This window comes from Spirochaetota bacterium, from assembly GCA_030154445.1.
In the GTDB taxonomy this organism is placed as follows: domain Bacteria; phylum Spirochaetota; class Brevinematia; order Brevinematales; family Brevinemataceae; genus Brevinema_A.
On record JAGUQW010000013.1, the window covers coordinates 1 to 24,782 of the forward strand.

The 24,782-nt window shown below is 29.9% G+C and carries 21 protein-coding genes; 11 read left to right on the forward strand and 10 right to left on the reverse strand.

Translation table 11 applies throughout. The features are described 5' to 3' along the window. On the reverse strand, positions 1-110 hold a 110-nt coding region (locus KFW21_06280; protein ID MDK2819036.1), incomplete at its 3' end, for a glycosyltransferase. 30 nt (positions 111-140) lie between these two features. Next, positions 141-1,169, reverse strand: coding sequence for a Holliday junction branch migration DNA helicase RuvB (gene ruvB / locus KFW21_06285; protein ID MDK2819037.1), 1,029 nt, complete (start codon positions 1,167-1,169; stop codon positions 141-143). Between the two features lie 202 nt (positions 1,170-1,371). Here ruvB and KFW21_06290 point away from each other — a divergent pair, with 202 nt between their 5' ends. The 7 genes from KFW21_06290 to KFW21_06320 are packed head-to-tail and all read left to right on the forward strand — an operon-like array spanning position 1,372 to position 9,652. Beyond that, positions 1,372-2,838, forward strand: coding sequence for a UDP-N-acetylmuramoyl-L-alanyl-D-glutamate--2,6-diaminopimelate ligase (locus KFW21_06290; protein ID MDK2819038.1), 1,467 nt, complete (start codon positions 1,372-1,374; stop codon positions 2,836-2,838). Positions 2,839-2,855: 17 nt separating this feature from the next. Then, a complete protein-coding gene (locus KFW21_06295) occupies positions 2,856-4,109 on the forward strand; it encodes a polysaccharide biosynthesis protein (GenBank protein MDK2819039.1) in 1,254 nt (417 codons plus the stop codon). Between the two features lie 8 nt (positions 4,110-4,117). Next, the gene (locus KFW21_06300; protein ID MDK2819040.1) at positions 4,118-5,305 is read left to right on the forward strand and encodes a DegT/DnrJ/EryC1/StrS family aminotransferase; all 1,188 of its coding nucleotides are present in this window, start codon (positions 4,118-4,120) and stop codon (positions 5,303-5,305) included. After that, positions 5,302-6,381, forward strand: coding sequence for a glycosyltransferase family 4 protein (locus KFW21_06305; GenBank protein ID MDK2819041.1), 1,080 nt, complete (start codon positions 5,302-5,304; stop codon positions 6,379-6,381). Before KFW21_06300 ends, KFW21_06305 begins: the two co-directional genes overlap by 4 nt. After that, positions 6,374-7,816, forward strand: a complete 1,443-nt coding sequence (locus tag KFW21_06310; protein ID MDK2819042.1) for an O-antigen ligase family protein — start codon at positions 6,374-6,376, stop codon at positions 7,814-7,816. Before KFW21_06305 ends, KFW21_06310 begins: the two co-directional genes overlap by 8 nt. 39 nt (positions 7,817-7,855) lie before the next feature. Then, positions 7,856-9,037, forward strand: a complete 1,182-nt coding sequence (locus KFW21_06315) for a hypothetical protein (protein MDK2819043.1) — start codon at positions 7,856-7,858, stop codon at positions 9,035-9,037. Between the two features lie 12 nt (positions 9,038-9,049). Continuing rightward, the gene (locus KFW21_06320) at positions 9,050-9,652 is read left to right on the forward strand and encodes an AAA family ATPase (protein ID MDK2819044.1); all 603 of its coding nucleotides are present in this window, start codon (positions 9,050-9,052) and stop codon (positions 9,650-9,652) included. Between the two features lie 114 nt (positions 9,653-9,766). On the opposite strand, the gene KFW21_06325 is transcribed toward KFW21_06320, so the two are convergent. Next, positions 9,767-10,945: a sigma-54-dependent Fis family transcriptional regulator gene (locus KFW21_06325; protein ID MDK2819045.1), complete on the reverse strand. Its 1,179-nt coding sequence runs from the start codon at positions 10,943-10,945 to the stop codon at positions 9,767-9,769. A 155-nt stretch (positions 10,946-11,100) separates the two neighbouring features. Between KFW21_06325 and murD the strand changes: the two genes are divergently transcribed. The 4 genes from murD (at position 11,101) to KFW21_06345 (ending at position 18,214) form a co-directional block, all read left to right on the forward strand. After that, positions 11,101-12,423 (forward strand): UDP-N-acetylmuramoyl-L-alanine--D-glutamate ligase, encoded by a 1,323-nt coding sequence (murD, locus tag KFW21_06330; protein MDK2819046.1) that lies wholly within the window; start codon positions 11,101-11,103, stop codon positions 12,421-12,423. 102 nt (positions 12,424-12,525) lie between these two features. Then, positions 12,526-14,016: a TolC family protein gene (locus tag KFW21_06335; GenBank protein ID MDK2819047.1), complete on the forward strand. Its 1,491-nt coding sequence runs from the start codon at positions 12,526-12,528 to the stop codon at positions 14,014-14,016. A gap of 52 nt (positions 14,017-14,068) precedes the next feature. Then, entirely contained in the window at positions 14,069-15,043 is a 975-nt protein-coding gene (locus KFW21_06340) for an efflux RND transporter periplasmic adaptor subunit (GenBank protein ID MDK2819048.1), read from the forward strand. 12 nt (positions 15,044-15,055) lie between these two features. Further along, a complete protein-coding gene (locus KFW21_06345; GenBank protein MDK2819049.1) occupies positions 15,056-18,214 on the forward strand; it encodes an efflux RND transporter permease subunit in 3,159 nt (1,052 codons plus the stop codon). Between the two features lie 56 nt (positions 18,215-18,270). On the opposite strand, the gene KFW21_06350 is transcribed toward KFW21_06345, so the two are convergent. Genes KFW21_06350 through KFW21_06380 form a run of 7 tightly spaced genes read right to left on the reverse strand, consistent with a single transcriptional unit; the run spans position 18,271 to position 24,485 of the window. Continuing rightward, the gene (locus KFW21_06350; protein MDK2819050.1) at positions 18,271-19,296 is read right to left on the reverse strand and encodes a hypothetical protein; all 1,026 of its coding nucleotides are present in this window, start codon (positions 19,294-19,296) and stop codon (positions 18,271-18,273) included. Between the two features lie 20 nt (positions 19,297-19,316). Further along, the gene (locus KFW21_06355) at positions 19,317-20,018 is read right to left on the reverse strand and encodes a hypothetical protein (protein ID MDK2819051.1); all 702 of its coding nucleotides are present in this window, start codon (positions 20,016-20,018) and stop codon (positions 19,317-19,319) included. After that, positions 20,011-21,210 carry an ABC transporter permease gene (locus tag KFW21_06360; GenBank protein MDK2819052.1) on the reverse strand — a complete coding sequence of 400 codons (1,200 nt, stop codon included), beginning with the start codon at positions 21,208-21,210 and terminating at the stop codon, positions 20,011-20,013. The genes KFW21_06355 and KFW21_06360 overlap by 8 nt, the downstream gene beginning before the upstream one ends. Continuing rightward, complete coding sequence (locus tag KFW21_06365; GenBank protein ID MDK2819053.1) at positions 21,210-21,872, reverse strand: ABC transporter ATP-binding protein; 663 nt, start codon at positions 21,870-21,872, stop codon at positions 21,210-21,212. Before KFW21_06365 ends, KFW21_06360 begins: the two co-directional genes overlap by 1 nt. A gap of 30 nt (positions 21,873-21,902) precedes the next feature. Beyond that, the gene (locus KFW21_06370; GenBank protein MDK2819054.1) at positions 21,903-22,667 is read right to left on the reverse strand and encodes a hypothetical protein; all 765 of its coding nucleotides are present in this window, start codon (positions 22,665-22,667) and stop codon (positions 21,903-21,905) included. A 15-nt stretch (positions 22,668-22,682) separates the two neighbouring features. Further along, the gene (locus tag KFW21_06375) at positions 22,683-23,732 is read right to left on the reverse strand and encodes a hypothetical protein (GenBank protein ID MDK2819055.1); all 1,050 of its coding nucleotides are present in this window, start codon (positions 23,730-23,732) and stop codon (positions 22,683-22,685) included. Positions 23,733-23,744: 12 nt separating this feature from the next. Beyond that, positions 23,745-24,485 (reverse strand): hypothetical protein, encoded by a 741-nt coding sequence (locus KFW21_06380; GenBank protein MDK2819056.1) that lies wholly within the window; start codon positions 24,483-24,485, stop codon positions 23,745-23,747. Positions 24,486-24,782: the final 297 nt, after the last annotated feature.

Consider the following 24,782-nt stretch of genomic DNA (forward strand, 5'->3'; position numbering starts at 1 on the left):
ATAATAATTTCAATATCTTTAAGAGTTTGATTGATGACAGAGTCGAGACATTCACGAAGAAAAGCTTCGGTATTATAAACAGGGATAATAACAGATATTTTAGGAGTCATTTTATTTCCTTATGATAGTGAATATTTTTTTTAATTATTGTGAAATAGTGTTGTATCATTATCTCTTTGTTGGGATTTTATCCCAAGATGTTCATAAGCTCTAAAAGATGCCACTCTTCCTCTAGGGGTACGCTGTATGTATCCTTTTTGAATCAAATAAGGTTCAATAACATCTTCTAATGTTTCAATTTCTTCGTTAAGAGTAGCGGCAAGAGCTGAAATCCCTACAGGACCACCTTGATAAAACTCTATGATTATTTGTAATAATTTTCTATCTACAGAATCCAATCCTTCATGATCAATTTCTAATTTTTGTAGTGTTTGATCTATAAATTCAGAATGAGCTTCTGATATATTTGCAACTAATGCAAAATCAGAAATTCTTCTTAACAATCTGTTGGCAATACGAGGAGTGCCTCTAGAACGACAGGCCAACGCTTGAGCTCCAGAATCGTTTATATTTACTTGTAGGATTTTGGCAGAGCGTTTGATAACATCTGATAGTTCTTGCTCATTGTAAAATTCCATTCTTTCTATAATTCCAAAGCGAGATCGTAACGGTGCTGATAAAGATCCTGCCCTAGTAGTTGCTCCTATAAGAGTGAATCTTGGTATAGAAAAAGATAATGTTTTAGCTCCCGTTCCTTCACCAATAATAATATCTACTTTGAAATCTTCCATAGCTGAGTACAAAATTTCTTCTAGTGTTTTTTTGAGTCTATGTATTTCGTCAATAAATAATACCTCACCCTCTTGAAGACTGGTAAGGATAGCCATCAAATCACCTTGTTTGTCTAATGTTGGCGCAGATGTTATTTTGATGGGAGCTTCTAATTCTGTAGCGATAATATGACTAAGTGTTGTTTTACCTAGCCCAGGAGGCCCATAAAGCAATACATGATCCATAGCTTGATTTCGTTTTCGTGCCGCTTCTATATAAATAGAAATATTCTCTTTGATTTTACTTTGACCAACAAATTCGTGTAGTCGTTGAGGGCGGAGGGTATCCTCAACATCAACAACTTGATGATGAGGATTGATTATATTTTCTTCTATCATAAATGATTTATCTCAATTAATATGTTTGTATACAGTTATAGAATATACTTATGGTATCATAACATATTACGGTATAAATTGTCAATAATGAATAGGGCATGATGAATCGATATATTTATTTATAAAATATACAAGTTATATTTTTGATATTTTAATAGTTAGTCATTATAATATAAAATATTCTTTATGGGAAAAAATAATAATGACATTAAAAGACTTGTTTCCAACCATTGAATTTTCTACAGATATTACTATTCAAAACATTCAAAATGATTCCAGACATGCTAATAAAGATACTTTGTTTGTAGCTTTTACTGGTTTTGAAATAGATGTGCATGATTTTATAGATGATGCATATCAACATAGTTGTCGTTATTTTTTGGTTGCTCAGAATAGACTTATTGCTTTACAAGATTCTTATAGGGATGCCTTATTTATCCCTAGTATAAATCTCAAAGAAGATATGTCGCAAGTGATCTTAAAATTTTATAATTATCCTGACAAAGAATTGGTGTTGATTGGTGTAACAGGTACTAATGGTAAAACTACCACAGCTACGTTGATCAATCAAAGCTTGCAATTGATGGGTGCAAAAACAGCTTGTTTTGGTACTGTGGAATGGGTTGTTGGAGATATTGTTTATCCAGCACCAAACACAACTCCAGATTTTTTGACATTGATCAAATTATTACGCCAAGCAATAGATCAAAAGGTAACTCATGTTATTATGGAGGTTGCTTCTCATGCTTTGGATTTGGGACGTGTGGAAAACTTGAATTTTGATTGTGCTTTGTTCACAAATTTGACTCAAGATCATTTGGATTATCATGGGACTTTTGAAAAGTATTATCGTGTTAAATCTCAATTATTTTTAAAATTGTTGGCTCAATCTTGTAAAAAAAACAAAAAATCATTTGTTAATGCAGATGATTTGTATGGACAACGCTTGTTAAAAGAACTAGGAGAAAGAGGTGTTCCAACAACTTCCTTATCTATAGAAGGACAAGGGGTTTGGAATGCTACTAATATCAATCTTACTATCAATAACACTGAATTTACACTAAGTAATGGGGAGATATCTATTGCTGTGAATAGCAATCTTCTAGGCATGATAAATGTTCAAAATATTATGATGGCTTTTGTCTTATTACGGCATCTTGGTTATTCGGATGATAATATTTTGTCTCATATACCTAATATAACAATTCTTGGTCGTTTGCAAAAAGTGAATTCTCCAAAAGGGGTTGTTTTTCTTATTGATTATGCACATACGCCAGATGCCTTGGAAAAAGTGATTTCTGTTGTTAATGATACTTTATCTTCTGGTAAAAAATCCATTGTGGTTTTTGGTGCTGGAGGAGATAGGGACACATGTAAAAGACCATTAATGGCACAAGCTACTAAAAATGCTCATATAAAAATCGTAACATCTGATAATCCTAGGACAGAAGATCCGATGTTAATTATTCAAGATATTATGAGAGGTTTTGATTCTATGACTAATATCTATCAAGAAATTGATAGAGTGCAAGCCATTCGTTTGGCTTATCAAAAAGCTGATCGAGGGGATGTTGTTTTAGTAGCGGGAAAAGGACATGAAAATTATCAAATTATCGGCAAAAGCAAGATTCATTTTTCTGATATAGAAGAAATTCAAAAATTATTATAGTCAAATAAGGAATATCAATGAAGTTTGCTATCATCACGAATGATGAACATCTATCTTCACTTTCTCATGTAGACCCTTCGCAACTTATGTCAACGATTTCTAACACGAATAAGAATATTTGTATTTTGGATTATTATCCAGATTCAAATGTTTCATCACAGTTAATACAAGAGGGTTTTAAAATCATCCTATTGTCTGATTTGATTCGTCAAGCTAGTGCTGTTACTATACCTAATTTTTCTGATATTATGAATAGAGAAGAGAATCCTATTAGCAGTGTAGATCTTACTAATTTTTATAAAGGTAAAACTGTTTTTGTAACTGGAGGAGAAGGTTTTATAGGATCGGAAATCGTGGACAATTTGCTTCGATTATCTATTGAAAAAGTAATTGTTTATGGACATGGAGAAAATAGTGCAAGCACTCTTTGTAAAAAATATCATCAAGACAAACGCTTTGAATTTATTTTGGGAGATATTAGAGATAAGCACAAATTATTCAGAAGTATTAAAAACTCTCATCCTAATATAGTGTTTCATGCAGCGGCACACAAACATGTTCCTGTATTGGAATTATATCCTGAAGAAGCTATAAAAACTAATGTTATCGGTACAGTTAATACTATAGAAGCGGCAATAGCTGCATCTGTAGGACATTTTGTTTTGGTATCGACAGACAAAGCTGTCAATCCTATTTCTGCCTTAGGGGCATCCAAAAGAATTGCTGAAAAAATTTGTCTAGCTATGGATGAGTTTGTTCCAAATATGCATATTACTACTGTTCGTTTTGGAAATGTTTTTGGCTCTGTGGGAAGTGTAGTTCCTATTTTTTTAGATCAAATTGCACATAATACCCCTCTGACTATAACAGATCCATCGATGTTACGTTATTTTATGTCTGTAAATGAAGCTGCTCGATTGGTATTACTTGCCGTAACAACAGAAGAAGGTAATTTATTTTCTTTTGATATGGGTGATTCTATCAGTATAGGCAAATTAGCACAGCGTTTGGTTGAATATATAGGTTTCAAATTTGATATCAAAGATGTTAGTATTATAGGTAATAGAGGTGGCGAAAAAGACGCAGAAGAATTAACATATGCTTTTGAACAGATTCTTACCTCCAAGCATAAAAAATTATTCGCCCTTCGAAATACAGAGCAATCTTGGACTCAAGAGCAAGTGAAAGAGGTTTGTGAAACCCTTTCTCATGTTATGGTTCATGGATCTTGTGATGAGATTTTAGAATCATTACAAAAATACATTCCTTAAGGTTTACTATGAAGATAATACCATTTTCTCCTCCTTGTATTAATGAAGATGATATCTTAGCCCTTACTGATGTTTTAAGATCTGGGTGGATTACTTCAGGTAGTGTTGGAGAAGAATTTACAGCATTATTAACTAATTATAATAAAGCTCATAGCACTGTTTTAACAAATTCTGCAACCTCAGCATTATTTGTAGCGTTAATAGCTATGGGGATAGGTGAGGGTGACGAGGTAATAACAAGCCCTTATACTTTTGCAGCAACAGCTAATGTGATTTACCATACAGGTGCTAAAGTTATTTTTGCTGATGTGGCTAAGGATTCTTTTTATATAGATCCAGAAGATGTTTATAAAAAAATCACGCATAATACCAAAGCGATTATTCCTGTTGATTTTTCTACAGCACATGATTTGATTTTTGATACTCAAATCCTTGCTCAGCAATTTAGCTCCAATAATAAGTTTCAAGAATCCTTGGGGAGACCCTTGATTTTATCGGATAGTGCTCATGCATTGGGATCTCGTTTTTTAGATAGTCAATCAGATATGGCAGCTTATTCTTTTCATGCAGTGAAAAATTTGACTACGGCAGAAGGTGGGGCTTTGAGTTTTTCTTCTTTTAATGATAATCATTTGGACAATGAGTTTCACGCTCTACTCAAGGCTTATATTCTGCATGGTCAAAATAAAAGTGCTAGAGAAAAATTTACATCAGGCTCTTGGGAGTATGATATTGTTATTCCTGGTTATAAGTACAATATGCCTGATGTATTAGCAGCTTTAGGGCTTTCTCAATTAAAGCGTTATAAAAGTACGATCTTACCTAATAGAAGATCACTTATGTCTCATTACAAACAATTATTACAAGATTATAATATCATTATAATGGATGAGTCTTGTATGTTTGATCACATAAAAAAATCATCATGTCATTTAATGACTATACGCATTCGTGATTATAATGAAGTACAGCGTAATCAATTGATGATGTATTTTTTGGAAAATGGTGTACACACTAATGTGCATTACAAACCTCTCCATATGATGACAGTGAATAAATATTATCAATATCAAGGATCACTTCCTCATAGTTATGCTCAATATAGTAATGCCATTTCTTTACCTCTCCATAATGGGATGAGCTTAGAAGATGTAGAATATGTAGTAGAAATACTATTAAAAGGTCTGGACTTATGAAATTAGCAATTAATGGTCGTTTTTTAACACAACAAATCACAGGAGTACAGCGTGTTGCTTATAATTTTGCAGTAGAGCTGGTCAAACAAGCGTCAATATATAATACTACTGCTACTGTATACACACCTTTAGATACCATACAAGAATCTATGTGTCAGATTTTAAAGCCACAAAAATTATATTCAGCAAAACCATATTTATTATTTTGGGAACAAATAAAGTTACCTTTTCAAGTAACAAAAACAAAAGAGTTTTTATTAAATTTTGGTAATGTAGCACCATTATTTGGATTGAAAAATCAGGCTGTAATGATACATGATGTTGCTTTTTTGAGGCATCCTAAATGGTTTTCTAATATATTTTCTTTGTATTACTGTTTTGTTATTCCTATTATTGCCAAACATGCAGCATTTATAATGACAGTCAGTGAATTTTCTAAAAAAGAAATTATAAATACTTTGAATGTAGATCACAAAAAAGTTGTTGTACTCCCTTTATGGTTGAATTCAGAATTTGACCTAGAGATCAACAAAGAGATTAATGAAGATAACGATTCTTACATATTAACAGTAGCTAGTCTAGATCCTCGTAAAAATTATATATCTTTATTGCATTCTTTTATAGGATTAAATAAAAAAAATGTTAATCTATATGCTGTTGGAGGAAATTCTAAAAATTTTGCTCGGGATATAGAATATAATGTTTTTAGAGAACATAGCAGTATTTCTTTTTTAGGACGCTGTAAAGATAAGGAATTAATTCAACTTTATAATAGAGCGATGTTTTATTGTAGCATGTCTTTTTATGAAGGTTTTGGACTACCTACTTTGGAAGCAATGGCTTGTGGTTGTCCTTTGTTATTATCAGATATTCCGTCTCATAGAGAAGTTGCTGGAGATGCAGCTATTTATGCTGATCCTAATAATCCTTACGAAATACAACAAAAAATGATAGAAATTATAAATAATACAGAATTAAGAAAAGATCTTGTGATAAAAGGAAAAGAAAGGGTTTTATTATTTCAAAAAGATCAAACGCTACAAATTTTATGGGATAGGCTAAAAAATTATGTTTAAAAAAGAAGTTGCAATATTTATTAAAAAATATCCTACAGAAATTATGGGTATTTATTTTTCTATTGTTTTTTGCTTACTAGCTTTGGTTTCATTATTTATTCAGCCTATAGATAATATTGTAACCATTCCTTTACCTTTAGCTATTACTGTTTTTACACTTTTATTATCAGGATTGATTTCTATTTATTTGTATGCAAATTATTCTGAAATAAAAGCTTGGAGAAAATTTGCTGAATTATTTATCATGCTAGCTGCAATATGCGCTTCTTTGTCAGATGGATTTTGGATATTTTTGACAGTTGCTACTATCATTATTATTGCGGGAAATATATATGAGAAAACATTAATATTAGATAATACTATTATTTATGGGTGGTTAGGGATGCTAGGGATTTCTATGATTTCTTCTTTTTTTGCTGTTGAATCTCGCGTGATGTCTTTTTGGGCTACTTTTGGTTTGGTATTATATACTTGTTTTTTTATAGCTGTATACAATCAAAATTTTATTCGAGAACGAGGTACAGAATTTGTGCAACGAATAGGGATATTATTATCATTTTCTATTATTAGTACGGTGATTTTTTCTTTATGGCATTATAACATGCCTTATTATATTGATGTATTAATTTTTAGATTCCAAGCCAGTACAGGCACAGATTCTTTAGGGATGGCTTCTATTTATGGTAATTGGCCAACACACTCCAGTGCTTTTTTGAGTTTAGCTTTTTGGGTATTAATAGGTATTCGATCTACATATAATTTATCAAAAACAAGAAAAATTATTATTAATAGTGGTATCATTTTTTCTTTTATTGGTACTTTAGCGACTTTATCACGTAATGCTTTTTTATTTTTAGGGATCTCTATTGGGATGAGCTTGTTAATTTTGATCATCCAAAAAAAGCAAAAACGATGGTTTTTTTTCTTACTAGGAATAGGAAGTGTTTTTTTAGGAATACTTTATTATCTTGTAACACATTTCCAAAAATGGAGAGAACTATTTACCAATCCTTTGCAACAATTTACAATAGCGTCAAGAATAGATCAATATCAATTTGGTATAGAACAAATACAACAAAATGATAATTTTCTCATAGGAATAGGATTGATGAATTTTGGCCCTTTCTATCAACGAATGATGAATGATATTAACTTATCAGATTATTTACATCAATTGTTTTTATCTATAATCTTAGAGATTGGTTATATAGGAATTATAATATTTCTATTTTTACTTTATCTAATAGGTAGACAAATTATTTTGAATTATCGAGCTAATAACAATAATATGATATTTCTTGTGGTATTTTTTTCATGGTTAGCTACGGGAATATTTGACAACTGGCTTTATTTTATATGGTCTTCCACTTTATTTATGATATTGATAGCATTAGGATCAAATAATAATAATAATAAAAGTATAAAATTTAATTAAGATATAATAGAAGTTATCATCTGTGAAAAAGGGCATTTTATGAAAAAAAATATTTGTGTAATCGCAAATGGTTACGCTGAAGAAATTATGGCAGCAAAATTAATGACAGAAATACAAAAAGAATTACAAATTCAAAAAAAAATAGACAAATTTCAATTTGTAGGTGGATCTTTAGTGAGTTCTGGACGCTGGTACTATAAAGAACAATTTGCTACTTTTTTTACAGGTGGTATGACGCCCTCTGGTGGTTTTCCAACGCGTTCTTTTGCTGGTTTTTTAGCAGATCTAGGAGCGGGAGCTTTTTTAACTCCTTTTAAATTTAAAGATAGGATCAAAGAGTGGAGTAAATATAATTTGGATATTATTATTGTTGTAGGTGATTTTTTATTGATGACCTTGGTCGTACCTGCTTTGAAAAACAACAAAAATGTTCCTATGGTTTTTATCCCAACAGCTAAATCAGATTATATACAATCACATTTTAAAATAGAAAAACATTTCATAAAAAAATATGCAACGATCTCTTTTCCTAGAGATCAAAGTACAGCTGATGATTTTGTGAAATTTGGAATAAAGACTCAATATTATGGTAATTTAATGCAAGATTTGTTAGACCATAAAACACCATTAATTACTTCTAAGATACCTGTTGCAGCACTATTACCTGGAAGTAGAGAAGAATCTTATGGTAATTTAGAAATGATGTTAAATTTATTACCATTTATTAAAACACCTATTCATTGGGCTTTTGTACAAGCGGGAAGTCTTAGCAAAGAAAAAATCAAGGAAGTTTTTCTTCATAAAGCTTGGAAATGTGAGAATTTAGACGATGAAATTCCTATATGGGAAAAAGACTCTCATCAAGTATATTGCTATTCTTCAGCAATGTTTGATAGTGTTGCTTTATCTTGTATTTTTGCATTAAGTTTAGCTGGTACTGCGGGAGAACAAATAGCAGGACTTGGAAAGCCAATTATAGGTTTTAGAGGAACTGGCCCGCAAAGTACTAGGCGTAGAATGGAAGATAATGCCAAATTATTAGGTGAATCTTTTGTTTTTGTTGAAAATTATCCTAAGGCTGTTGTTAAGGAAATAGATAGTTTAATACATAATAGCCATGAAAGAAATCGTTTGGGTACTATTGGTATATCACATATGGGTGAACCTGGAGCAACTAAAAAGATAGCACAATATATAGTAAACAATCTTTTGAGTAAATAATCGAGGAAATTAATGAATATTACTTTTACAGGCACGCATGGAATAGGCAAAACAACCTTGGCAACTTGGTTGGCAACCACTTTAAATATGTCCTATATTCCAGAATTCGCTCGTGAATTTTTAGAACAAGGTTTTCAAATTAATTCTCCAGAAGATTTTATTGATTTTGAAACCCAAATATTAATGAAAAAAATAGAAAGTGAAAAAACTGCTTTAAGTTTGGGAAAGGGAATGGTTTCTGATAGGTCATATATGGATTATACGGTTTATCTCAAAAATGGCTTATCTCGTTTTCCTTATGAATTGATAAAAGATTTGAAGATTAAGGATCAAAAAGTTATTCATTTTTTTAATGATTATGAAAGTTCTTGTAGAGAACATAATGAAATCTATGATATAATTTTTTTTTTAACACCTTTTTCAGAATTTATTTCTCCAGAATTTGATTATAGAGAAAAAAATCCCTTTGCAACTAATATTATTCAAGATCTTTTATTTAATGAATATAGAGAAGAAATAAATACTAATAGAGTAGTAATAATCAAAGAAAAAGATTTACTTAAGCGTCAAAGCTTAATTATTCAAACACTGAAAAAAAGAGGATTTCTTATATAATATAATTATTATTAGGATAATGAACTTTAAAAATAAAAAATATATATGATGTCTCAAAGCATTATATAAGCCTTGATAAAATAAAGCTCTCTTTGTAAAAGAGAGCTTTATTTTTTATAATGTATTCAAATGTTGAGGAAGGAAATCTTTGGTGATGATAGTTGTATTAGATAATACAACAGCTGTTTCTATAGCATTTTGTAGCTCTCTTATATTTCCTGGCCATGGATATTTTAAAAAAATATTTAAGACTTCTGGAGAAAATTCAATAATATTTTTATTATATTTTTTAGTAATTCTTTGTAAGAATTCTATGGATAATTTTGGAATATCTTCTGTTCTCTCTCTAAGAGGTGGTATTGTGATTTCAACCACATTTAATCGATAATAAAGATCCTCTCTAAAAGTTCCATTTTTAACCGCTTGTTCAAGATTTTTATTGGTTGCGGTGATAATACGGATATCGACAGTGATAGTCTCTTCTCCACCAACTCTCTCAAACTCTCTTTCCTGCAATACACGGAGTAGTTTGACTTGTACATGGGGACTAATATCACCGATTTCATCTAAAAAAATAGTACCACCATCAGCTCTTTCAAATCTACCTTGTCTTTTTGTTGTAGCACCTGTAAAAGCCCCCTTTTCATGTCCAAATAATTCACTTTCTAGTAATGTTTCAGGTAAGGCTGCACAATGTACTTTAACGAAAGGTCCGTTAATTCTTTCACTGTTTTCATGTATGGCATTAGCAAACACTTCTTTGCCTACGCCACTTTCTCCTAATAATAAAACAGTAGCATCTGTTGGAGAAACTTGCTTGAGAATGTCAATCATTTTGTTTATTTGAGGGGAATTACCAATGATATCTTTAAATCCTTTTCGTTGATCTAGCCTATGTTCGAGTTCTTTTGAATGCTGTTGACTTTTAGTAGAAGATAAGGCTCTTTGTATTAATAGAAATAATTTTTCTAAGTGTACTGGTTTGGTTAAAAAATCATAAGCACCAATTTTCATAGCATTAATAGCATCATCTAAACCAGCATGTCCTGTAAGCATAATAATAGGAATCATAGGATGTTTTTTTTTTGCTTGAGTTAAAAATTCAATACCATCTATTCCGTGCATTTTAACATCACAAATTACCAAATCTGGCAAAAATAAATTTAATTTTTCTAATCCTTGCTCACCATTTTCAGCACTTTGAACAGTATATCCTTCTTCTTGTAAGGCAAAAACAATACCACTACGAATATTTTCTTCATCATCAATGACTAAAATCATTTTTTTTGCCATGGGTATCCTCGAATATAAATATTTGTATTAAATTATTATAGGAGATATCCCTTTTAAAATCAATGTTTGTAAATTCATAAAATATGAAATGTAATTGCTTTTTTCATAATTGTGCACTATAATATTACTATGTTATTATTTATTATGGAGAATGAATGTACTTAATATTGGGTTTTACAAATAGAACCTCTTATCTATTAGCGTGTTATTTGTTACAAAATAAAAAAGAAAAACTTGTTATTGTCGATCAACAAAACACCATAAATCAGCAAGATATGTTACTAGAATTATCTAAGCTTGGCACAGTTTATAATGAGCTAGGCAGTCAAGAAGTGACTCTTTTAGACAAATATCCTATACAAAAAATATTTATTAGTCCTGGAGTTCCACGGTCTATTTCATTGATTCAAAAAGCATTATCTCTGGGAATAGAGATTCTTAATGACATAGAATATTTTTATCGAGAATTTCCTGATAGAACTTATATCGCTGTAACAGGAACAGATGGAAAAACAACAGTTACAACATGGTTAGGGGATACTATTGCTACAGAAAAACCTGTTGTATTGGTTGGAAATATAGGAATTCCGATATTTGAATATGCTGATCTTTATTATCAAGATCATATTTTTGTAGTAGAATTATCGAGTTTTCAATTGGAATCTATACAACAATTTCACCCTCATATCGCTGTTATTACTAATATTCATGCGGATCATTTAGATCGTTATGATGATATAAATCACTATGCATCAATTAAAAAAAATATATTTACGAATCAAAATGCAACAGATCTAGCTCTTATAAATAAAGATAATAACTATACTCATTCTTTTGCTATAGATATCAATGCTGATATCAAATATTTTTCATTAATTAAAGAAACAAATTGGTATTATAAAGATAAAAAAATATATACAGATAATAAAGTATTCATTAATACCAAAGATTTGAAAGTTGTAGGAATCCATAATTTTCAAAACGCTATTATTGTATCAATAATAGCTTCGGCCTTGGGTATTAGTCAAAATAATATCTATAAAGCATTAACAGAATTTCAAGGGGTTGCTCATCGTTTGGAATTTGTAGATAATAAAAATGGTGTATTATTTTATAATGATTCTAAGTCTACTACCGTACAATCTCTTAAATTAGCGATACAATCTTTTAATAGACCGATATTATTACTTGCTGGTGGAAGATCCAAAGGAATGGATTTTAGTGAAATTAGAGATATCATCAAACAAAGCACTAAAAAAATTTTTGTTTTTGGAGAATTAGCAGAAGAGCTTTCCAGAGTATGGTATGATTCAGAATCTTATGTATGTAAGACATTAGAAGAAGCTTTCGATATGGCATTGTTATATGCAGAAGAGCAAGATATTGTATTACTCTCTCCTGGAGGGACTTCGTTTGATGAGTTCACTTCTTATATAGAGAGAGGGAATTTTTTTATAAACTTAGTTAAAAACAAATAAATAGATAAATAATCGAATCGTTTTATATAAAAAATATCTTATTATTAGATAAGATATCATAAAATATAGAAAATGTGTTTACTATAAAATAGGAGAAATTGAATGTTAAAATCTTTACTTAATGGTTGTTTACTTAGTATGATTTTGATGAGTGTTAATATATATTCTCAAGAATTACCAAAATCTTTATTTCCAAATCAAGAAATCTACGATATAGATATGTTACTTAAAAGAGCTGCTAATTTAGAAAATGAAGTCCCCACAGATGCTCCCCAAATAACAAATCAATGGTCATTACAAGATGTTATTGATATGGCTTTGTTAAACAATTTATTATTAGCACAAGCAAAAAAAGATTTAGATAGTGCCCAAGCATTGTATACAGGATCTATTCAAGATTTCTATGTCCCTAATTTATCCACAACTGTTGGTGCAAGTGTCCGAGATCTATTTACTACTTCCAAAAACAAACTCGATATTGCAGCAACATCCTTAGGTTTTAATATGGATATATCTGTACCTTCTATAGTATTATCAAAAACTATTTTTAACGGCTTTGCAAATCTCTATGCGTACCGTATTGCAAAAGAAAATTATCTTAATATTCAAAATACTTATTCAAATAAAATGAGAGAAATAGTGTACGAAAGTACTATACGTTATTATGATCAATTTCTAAAACAAGAAGAAGTGAAAGTATCTTTAGAGCGATTGCAACAGTTGAAAAATCAATTAAATCAAGCTGAAATTAACTATAATAATGGTAGAGTATCAGATTTTGATGTATCTCTTTCTCGTTCACAATTTTATTCAGCACAACCAACATATTTCACAGCAGAAAAAAACAGACTTTTTTCTAAAGAAGATTTTTATCGTTATATTGGCTATGCTTTAGAATCTGATACGATGATAGAATTAGAAGGCGATCTTCTTCAAGTAACTAATATCGTTTTTTCTAAATTTGATGAAAACGCTTCTTTAGAGTATGTTTTTTCTAATGATACGGCAATAGCTAGTTTAAGAGCTAATTACAATAATGCCAAAAGTCAAAAGGGACAAGCGAATGCAATCCGTTTACCAAAAGTAAATGTTCAATTTGATTATACCCCATCATGGGGTAGGGATGTCGCTATTGGAAGTTTTGGCGAATCATCTTATAATGGTTCTTATGGAGTATCAGCATCTGTCCAAATTCCATTGTTGGAATGGATTCCAGGCACTGGGGTGGCTTCTAAAGTGAAATCGGCTCAAGCAAATATTGTTAAATCTCAATACGCTTTATTAGATGCAGAGGAACAAAAAATTATACAAATTAAAAATGTTCTCTTACATATTAGAGAACTAAATCAAAGTGTGAATGCTTTTAGAAGTAGTGAAGAGCAGGCAAAAAGAGCTTCAGATATTGCTCAAGAACAATATCGATTTGGTCGTATTTCTTTATTAGAATTAAATCAAGCACAAGTAGATTATGTTGATGCCAAGAAGAATCTCTTATTATCTGTATATAATGAATTAAATGCTAAATTAATTTTACAACAAGCGATTAATGATTTACCTTCTTTCTTAGCAGAAGTTGCAAAAATACAAAAATAAAGAAATTTTAAAATAAATAAATTTAAAGTATAGATAAGGGGATATAAATTCAATGAAGATATCTAAGTCAAAAATAATAATGATAATTATTATTATTAGTATTATTTTATTAGCAGTGTATAGAATTGTTTCAAATAGCCAAATGGGTAAAAAATCTGGCAAAGGAATGGATAATAGAACAACCGTTCTTGTTCAAAAAGCTACATCAGGATCATTACAACGATTTTTAGATCTATATGGCGAATTGAAAGCATATAACGAAGTTGCTTTGACTTCTCCTGTTACAGGCAAGGTTTTGCGTTTTAACAGATTGGAAGGCGATGCTGTTCGTCGTAATCAATCAGTAGTTTCTATTGATAGATTTGAAGTTGGAGCTCGTTATGCTGCAGCACCTGTAGCAAGTCCTGTTAATGGGGTAGTAACTCGTATTTTGGTATCTGAAGGAGCTGATGTTACTATTGGAACTTCCGTGGCTATGGTTGGTAATATCAATATATTAGAAGCCATTATTCAAGTACCAGAGTCTTCTGCTCCAGAAGTGAAAATTGGACAAAAAGTATATTTCAAAGCTAGAGCTATTCCAAATCGTATTTTTGAAGGGGTAATTACAAGACGAGATCTTTCTCTAAATCCTGAAACTAGATCTCTTACTGTAAGAGCTAATATACCAAATAAAGATCATCTATTATTCTCTGGAATATTTGCTGAAAGTTTTGTTTTTATTGAAGAAGCAACTAATGTTTATGTGATACCAGAATCAGCATTAGCAAAAACCAAAGAAGGTCAAGATGCTATTTTTATCAATGAAAATGAAATAGCTGTGTTAAGACCTGTTGAAATTTCTTTACGCTACAGAGATAAAGTTGCTATTTCTTCTGGAATCAACGAAGGTGATGAAATGATTGTCTTTGGTCGTGAATATTTAAGTGATGGTGCTCCTATTAGACCTTTACCACAAGTGTCAGAAGACACTAATGTTACGGAAAATATAAAACCGCCCTCTGATGAAAATCAAACAAACAAATAAAAGGAGCTAGAAATGTCTATTATAGAAACATCGGTCAAAAAACCTGTTGCTATGTCTATGCTCCTATCTATAGTCATGGCTGTAGGAATAGTTGCTTCTCTTAGATTGCCTGTAGATTTTTTACCAGATATTGAAACACCTGTATTGACGATTAGTACTGATTATACAGGAGCAGGTCCTGAAGAAGTAGAAGTATCTGTTACTAGACCTTTAGAAAGTGTGCTATCTACTGTAGAAAATCTTGATGAGATTACTTCTACATCAATGGAAGGTAACTCAGCAGTTCGTTTAGAATTTGCATGGGGATCAGATTTGGATCAAGCTATGTTTAATGTTCGTGAAAAAATTGATATTGTTAGAAATAATCTTCCAAGTGAAGCCGATTCTCCTCAAATTTTTAAATTTTCTACAGATATGATTCCAGTAATGGGACTATTAATGTCTGGTATTGATGATCTAGCTACGGCTTATGATTTAGCCGAAAATCAAATTAAAAAATCATTAGAACAAATTCCTGGCGTTGGTCAAGTAAAAGTTTCTGGTGGTATTCAAACAGAAGTACATATTGAGTTAACTCAAAATAGACTTCAAGCTTATAATATTGATGCTGAAACAATAGCTCAAATCGTAAGTGCAAATGATGTTTCTACTGCTGGTGGTTATGTTTATCAAGGTGCTTATAAATTTGGTATTCGTACGGATGGAGAATTAAAAACATTAGAAGATTTTAGAAATATTGTTATAGCTTATAGAGCTGGATCTCCAATATTACTTAAAGATATTGCTGAAATTTATTATGGTGGAAATGAAGATAATTCAAGAATGTTTGTTACAAGTCTAGATATCGAAGATGAATCTGATATCTTAACTGGTCGTGGAGCTGTTATTATTGAAATCACTAAATCATCAGGAGCAAATACTGTTGAAGTAGAAAGATTAGTACAACAACATCTTAAAGAGCTAAAAAAGACTCTTCCACCTTCTGTAGCAATTTCAGAAATGTATAATACTGCAGAAACTATTAATGAATCAATGGCTAATGTTAGATCTTCAGGTTTACAAGGTGGTTTATTTGCACTATTAATTATTTTCTTTTATCTTTGGGATTGGAGATCATTATTAGTAATTGGACTTTCTATTCCAACTTCTATCATAGTTACTTTTATTGCAATGTTAGCAGCCGATACAAGTTTTAATATTATTTCTATGGCTGGATTAACATTGGCTGTAGGTATGATGGTTGACTCTTCTATTGTAGTATTAGAAAATATTTTTCGACATAGATCTGAAGGACAGGGTAAAATCAAAGCTTCTATTAATGGAGCTGAAGAAGTTGGTTTAGCAATCACAGCATCAACACTTACAACAATAGCTGTTTTTCTTCCTATTTTATTTGTTGAAGGATTGATGGCTCAATTGTTTAAAGATCTTGTTATTACCGTTGTTGTTGGTTTATTAGCTTCCTTATTAATTTCTATTACTCTTGTACCTATGTTATGCTCTATATTGATCAAAGAAGTTCATATGGAAGGATTTTCTTCAGATGAAGAAGATATAATTCCAGAATACAAAAGAAAAAATATGCGTTTTAATGATAAAATTCTTCATGATATTGATGTGGTTTACAAACATGCATTAGAATGGTGTATAATGCATAAAAAAATAGTAGTGTATGGGGGTAATATAGTTGTTATTGTTTTATTACTCTTTTTCACAAATATTTTAGCAAAAGAATATATGCCAGCTAATGATGATGGTCAATTTTCTGTTAATTTGACTTATCCTTTAGGTACAAAATATGAATATAATGAGTCTCTTTCTCGTGAAATTTTAAAAGAAGTTAGAAATGTTATAGGGAAAGATTTGGAACTTATTGGTTTACAAATAAAAGAGAAAAAAGGATTTTTTGGTTCTATTTTAGAGCACAAATCAAAAATGAGAGTAACTCTTGTTTCTCGTACAGAGAGAAAAGAGACAGTTAATCAAATTGTTGAAAAAGTAAGAGTTGTTCTTGCTAAATATCCTGTTAAAAGTTTCTTGTCTGTCGGTGGCGGTATAGGCGGTGGTCATGGTGGGGAAGCTATTGAAATTCAAATTCAAGGTAATGACTTGGAAGTTAGTTCGAAAGTGGCAGAACAATTATTGGTATTACTTGAAGGAATTCAAGGAATTGATAATCCTAGAAACACTTCAGATGGCGGAGTTCCTGAAATTGTATTAAGACCTAATAGAATAGCATTAGCACAAGCTGGTCTATCACCTGTTACTCTATTTAATACGATACGAACAGCTTTTGGTGGTCGTGTAGCAACTACTATCTTAGGTACTACTGGTAATGATATAGATGTGCGTGTGCGTGTTAGTGATAAAGATAGATATTCTATTGATTCATTATTGAATCTTAATATTCCGATTTCATCAGGGACATCAGTACCTTTTAGAACATTAGTAGATGCAAATCAACGTTTGGGTCCAGCAGAGATCGAAAGAGCAGATTCTATTCGTATCCTAAAAATAAAAGCAGCTACTACAGGAATCTATGAAAAAGATACAACAGGTGCTGTTACTGCCATTCGTAAAGTGATCACTGAAAAATTATTTATTCCTTCTGGTGTGAATGTGGTATTTAAAGGTGATGCAGAAGAAACTCAGGAAAGTATGATAGCTTTATTACTAGCGTTCTTTGTAGCTATTTTTGTAGTTTATGCCTTAATGGCAGCACAATTTGAATCTTATATTGCTCCTTTAGTAATTATGATTTCTGTTCCTTTTGGAGCATTAGGTTCTATGATTTTGTTATTTTTTACAGGACATTCTTTAAATGTATATTCTGCTATTGGAGTTGTTATTCTAGTAGGTATTGTTATTAACAATGGTATTGTTCTAATTGACTATATTAATACATTATTAGCACAAAAAATACCTGAAGATCAAGCTGCAATTATCGCTGGAGTTCGAAGAATTCGACCTGTATGTATGACTACTTTTACTACAATTTTGGGAATGTTTCCTATGGCTTTGGGGCTTGGGGAAGGTGGTGACACTTATGCTCCTCTTGCAACTTCAGTTATTGGAGGATTGGTTCTTTCGACATTCTTTACTCTTCTAGTTGTTCCCACAGCTTATGCTGGAATTAGAAAACGATTTCCTCTTATAATTAGAGAAGATTAAATTAATAAAACAAAAAAAGACAGGTTTAACTACCTGTCTTTTTTTGTTTTGTGAAATTAGAAAAGAACTTCCATGCCTAATAAAAATGTATTATTAAAATTTATATTTTGTTCTTTTTCAAAAAATATTTGATGTTCGAATCGCAAATTAAAATGATTATTAACATTCCATTTTAATTTAGTTAGGATAGAATTTTTATCTTCATTATCTTTAGTATGGGTATATACATAAAAGAAATTAACATCTAATTGATAGATTAGCATAGTAATACCTGTAGAAAGGAGATTATCTTCTTGATCCCATACATATTCCATTAAAGGAATGATACGAAAATTTTCATTGTATATATATTCATATTTTAAAGCAGCTAGAATATCAAGATCATCAAAATCACCTAGTTTATTATCTTGTAAGATAGAGTAGGCAAAAGAACCATAAAGTTCGAATCCCTTAGGTAAAAAATATTGAAAATCTATAGCAACTTTTAGAGAATAATCTTTAATAGTGTCCCATGTCATTATAATAGATGATAAAACTGTAAAATCTGTATGATCAAATTTGATATACATCCAAGTTTTATACCAATCAGGTTTTTCTAAAATATCTAACGATTCTGTATCTATAGCAACACCTAGAGATAGTAAAGTTGCATTATTTCTATATAACATTTCAGTATTATAAAATCTATTCTGTTCGTCTTGAAAACTATCATTTTGTAGGAAACTGAATTGTCTTATTTCTCCAAGCCCCCATCCTAACAAACTTTTCCCAAGATTAATAGATACACTAAGTCCATCATATCTCAAATATGCTTCATGAAAATAAAAATTAAAATTATACTCTGAAGTAGGAAAATTAATATTTTGAGAAATAGCAATACCTGGTAATAAACTAAGTGTTAATTGGTTAAATCCTATATTTTGAGTAGTTATTAATCCAGCATAAATACCTGTATTAGCAAAAAAATAAGATTCTGGAATAGGAAATTTACTTTTAATTTCGATAATAGATAAGTTGAATTCCATACCACTAGCAAATTTAGTATTGGAGTATAAAGGAATAGTAAATATATAAAACAACAATATATATAAAATTCTCATTGTTATTTTACCTGATTAAATAATAATTGGACTCTTTCTGGGACTAAAATTTGTATAGGTATTTTTGATTTTTTAACACTCTTAACAACAAAAGAACTACTACGTTGATTATCAAAAATAAGATCTTTAAATGTTGCTTTTACAATTGTTTTAATATTATCAACAGTACCTAATTCATAATATCCACTTTTAATAGGTTTTTTATTTTTATCCATCAATATAGATTCAAATACTGTTGCAGATATTTTAGAAAGTTCAATAAAATTATAAGTAGCACTTTTATTTTTAGATTGTAATACTATTTTATTTTTTTCTTGAGAAATAATATTATAATCATCTGCAAAATCTATTCCTAACACATCATCAACAGACATAATTCCAAAGACAGTATAGCCTCCAGAGACTTTTAGAGGGGTTGGAACATTTTCTCTAACGACCCAAGATCCTAATTTTGTAGTTAAAAAAATAGTTGGACGACCATTTTGAACAATATAAGATGCTTGAGATCCTTTTTTGATGAATACTTTGGCTTCTAAATCTACAGTACGATCTTTAGTAATCGCAGTAAAGATATTATCTATTTCATAAAGATCATTTTGAGATTGCATAATTTCTTGATATGCTAAAAAATCTTTTAGTACTGTTCCATATGATTTTATTTCTGTGCTTATTATAACTAATAATAAATATATAATTTTATGCATATTTCATTACCTCTACAACTGGTTTAGATACGGCTTTGTATGTTGGATATAAGGAAGAGATCATAGATATTCCCATAATACCTAGACTGATAATTATGATATCATTAACATAATATATTAATACTAATGGAAAGGTTTCTGTAGACATCGGCGGACTAAAAGTAGCTCCTAATAATTGAATACTAAATTTTGTTAAAAAAGCAAAAGCTATTCCTAATACTACACTAACACTTGAAATTAATAAGGTTTCTCTTAGTAATAAAGAGAAAACAGTTTTTGGAGTTAAACCAAGAGCTTGAAGAGTTCCAAGCTCTCTCATTCTTTGTAAATAGCTCATTTGTAACATTTGAACAATAGAAGTTATTATTAAAAGAATAAGAATAGCTGTAATCCAAAATGCAGAATTACTATTGAATGTCTCAATATCTGTAAAATAAGGATTTAGATACAACCAATCTTTAACTTCGTAAGGTGTATCTTTGAGTAATTCATTCAATTGAGTATAAATATTAGGAATATCATCGATAGAAGATACATCAACTCTTATTCTATCAAACTCATCTGTATAGCCATAAAATTCTCTTGATTTTTGAATATTAGCAAAAGCAATAACTTTGTTAATATTTCTATCTCCGATATCAATACTACCAACTACTTCCATACTAGATAAAGCAATTCCCATATCTCCACCATTACCTAAAATAGTAACAGGATCTAATTCATTGATTTGTAAATAATTGATAATTCCAGTACCGAGTACAATACCATTTTCATCAAGAGGTCCAGGAGTTTCTTTTACTATTTTTTGATACAGTCCTGTTGGATAAGATTCATAAGAAGTCCCAGAGAAAAAAGTACTTCTATATGCTGTTCCAACGATTCCGTTAAAAGCTAATAATTCTGTAATACTATCAATACCAGATATTTGATTTAAGGCTTTTTGAATAATTTCTTTATCTTCTGTTTTCAAAATAGGAGGAGTTTCAGAATCATCTGACCAATAGGAACGATGTGAAATTTGCATTGCACCAGATGTAGCGATAAAGCCCATCCTTAATCCTTCAGCAGTGAAATTAACATAACCTCTAAAAATTAAAATAGAAGAAGTTGCTAATGCAATTAAAACAATTGATAATATTGTTTTTGTGAAATTAAATCGTAAATTATCCCATGCTAATAACCATGTTCTCATTATTTTACTCCTAGTTTGCCATCAGACATTACAAGATGTTGATCGACATAATTATTAATAGTTTCATCGTGTGAAATTAAAACAGCTACAGCATTATACTCTTTTACATATTGAGAAATTTTTTCATAAATAAAATGAGCTGTACTAGAATCCAAGGCAGATGAAATCTCATCTCCTAAAATATGTGTAGGTTTATTAACCAAAGATCTAGCCAAAGCAACACGCTGTTGTTGACCACCAGACATATGTGTAGGTAACTTTCCAATTAATTCTTCTATATTGAGATAATTAAAAATATCTGATACAGCAGTATGAACAGTTTTTTCATCCAACCCAAGATAGCGTAAAGGAAGTGCTACATTATTAAAAGCATTTTGAGATTTAATAAGTTCTAATGATTGAAAAACAATACCCATATTAGCTAATCTAAATTCAGCTTTTTCGGTAGCTGTCATATCAGTAATATTATGATTATTCCAAAAAACTTGACCTTCATCTACATTATCAATAGCTGCTAAAATGTTTAATAGTGTAGTTTTTCCAGAACCTGTTGATCCTGAAATCCAAACCATCTTCCCATTTTCTATAGTAAAACTAATATCATTATTTGTTTTTATTAAATTATTTGGATAAGTTTTAGAAACATTTTTTACTGTTAACATATATAACTCCTATATTGGTGTAGATATTAATTATTTCATTTTAAAGAAATTACCATGTGCATTTGCTTGTTCAACAATTTTGTGAAATTCACCTTTTGGGTAGAGAGCATTAGCTTTTTGGAGTTCTAATTTACTGTCATCTTTTTTATTTTGTTTAAATAAAATTTGAGATTTCCATACATATATTTGATATTTTTGATAATCAAAAGTAGCCACTTTTTCTGCTTGATTTATATAGTTCATAGATTTATTAATATCTCCACCACCAACTTTTGGTGCATAAAAATACCACAAAGCCATTCCTAAATATGCTGAGAAATCATTTTTATTTATTTTAATAGCTTTATTAAAATAATCTAAATTTCTTTTTGATAGTTTAATAGTAGAGGCAAGTGATTCAAAATGGAGAATTCTTCCACTTATATTTGCGATAGAAGTATAAAATGCGCTACTTACTTTATTATCTTTTTCATAAGCAACTAATTCTGCCTCTATACTGTAAAGTTCTTTAACAGCAGCTTTTGTCATTTCATTTTTGTTAGAATCGGCAGTAATATTTGCAAACATTTCAGTAATATTAGCTTTGTATATTAACTGATTTTCTTTATCAGATATTTTTTTTAGATCTTCTGTCATAATATTTGACAATCTAGTAAGATATGCTTCTCTACTGGCAAAATCTTTTTTATCTGTGTCTTGTACAGATAAATACACCTCTTTAAATGTTTGAGGAATTTCTTGGCTGAACATGGTGGTGGTTACCATTAGCAGCAAACAAACAATTAATTTTTTCATATTTTTCTCCTTTATTTATAATGACACATCAAACGGACTTACAAATGATATATTTAAAAATAATTCTTTACTTCGATCTGCTCCTACATTAAATACAAATGCTGCAGAATCAAATAAATAATATCCAACTCCTCCTCCATAGATATATAATAGATCACCTTGAGCAGGTGTTTGATGAAACTCAGAAGCATATCCAATAGTAGTAAATACATTGATAAAAAATCTGGATAAAGATGGCGATAGGGTATTGAGAAATTTCATATATAGACGCAATTCAAAACCAACAGAAGCACTAAACTGATAATTTGGCATTTGATGTTCTGATAAAAATTTTACTATTTTATATGGTTCTATACGACCTGATAATAAAAATGTTTCACTACCTCTATTAATAAAATCTTTATATTCAAATCCTGGCATAATATTTAAATTTAACCATCCATAAGCTAGATTGAAATTCATAGGTACATAAGTTTTAAAATGGTAAGCATGCGTATTTTTTTCAGGAACAATATCAAAGATAAAATCAATTTCATAGCCTATTCGAGAAACAACATTATCTAATGCAATACCTGAAATAATAACAGATGGTTTTATAGAGAGTACTTTTTCTCCACTTTTTATGCCTAAAGAACTTTCGTTAGTCATTAATGTTTTACCGACTTCAACACTTGTTGTCATTTTGATGCCAGAAACACTATATTGTATAGAAAAAACTCCATAAGTATTCAGTGCTTCTAAATAATCTAATTCAAATGTTTCTTTCCATGTTCCTAATTGTTGGACTGCTTTTGCATGGAAGATAATATTTTGATAGGCAAAACTAAAACCAGTGTATACATCTACGCCATAATCACCCATGGGATTAAAAGTATATCCTACATAAGGAAAGATCATTTTAAAATCATCTTTTTGATAGCCTAATCCTCCATGATAGAAGAATGGTGGGCCATAGTAATTAAATTCTTGTTCGAAGGATACTTTTTTGTAGGATTCTGGATTTACTTCTTGGGAATATATATTAATATTAGTTAATATAAGAAGTAGTGCTATTATTATTTTCATAAGAAATCCTTATTATATAGAATTATTTAAAATGATTGCTTCGGCAGCACCGTTAGGAAAGATAGCAATAGCATTTTTAATTAATATTTGAGCCTCTTTAATCCTATTGGTTTTTATTAAGATTCTTGCTTTTGCAAGATAGGCTCTATATTGAAATTCAGTAGGAACGGATGATAATATATTATTATCCGTAGATTTTAATATAAAAGTATTCCAGTTGTTTGTATTAAAATCTGTAGGTCTACTGAGACCATCAGCTATCAAAATATTTGCGTTGTTAATATATCCTTGATTTTTATATATTACAGATGATAATAAAGTACGATATTGTATATAGATATCATGAAAAGAAGCTTTAGGAATTTTATAAAAAGTAGAATATCCTAATAAATAAAACGTAAAGCGACCTGCATAATACTGTTCTTTAGCAGTGTTTTTTTTATTAGATATTTTTAGATTTTTTTGAAAAAGAGATGATAAAGCTTGATGTATTTCATTTAATGATATAGATTCTTCAGGATTTATAAAGCTGGTTTGTATGACCATCATACCCCAAAGAGATCGTTCGATAATATTAGAGTGATCTAGCTCATCATTCATTTTTAATAATTCAGATGATGTATATACAACAGTACCATTATATATTTTCAATAAATCATTCTCCCATTTATCTGTTTTAGTATTATCATTTGCAAATCCATTTTGCTGTATTATTAATAAAAATATTAATATATGTAAAAAATTGTATGACATACACCTTTCCTTATTATTTTTTATTTAAAACCTTATTTAATAAGAATTATAGTTTAAAATAGATGAGATTGCAAGCTTTTTTTTATTTTTTTTGCTTATATAAGGATTGCAATTTAAAAGAGATGATAAAGTTTGATGTATTTTATTTAATGGCATAGATTCTTCAGGATTTATAAAGCTGGTTTGTATGACCATCATACTCTAAAGGGATCGTTCTATAATATTAGAGTGATCTAGCTCATTATTCATTTTTTTTTGCTTATAATAAGAATTATAGTTTGAAATAGATGAGGAGAT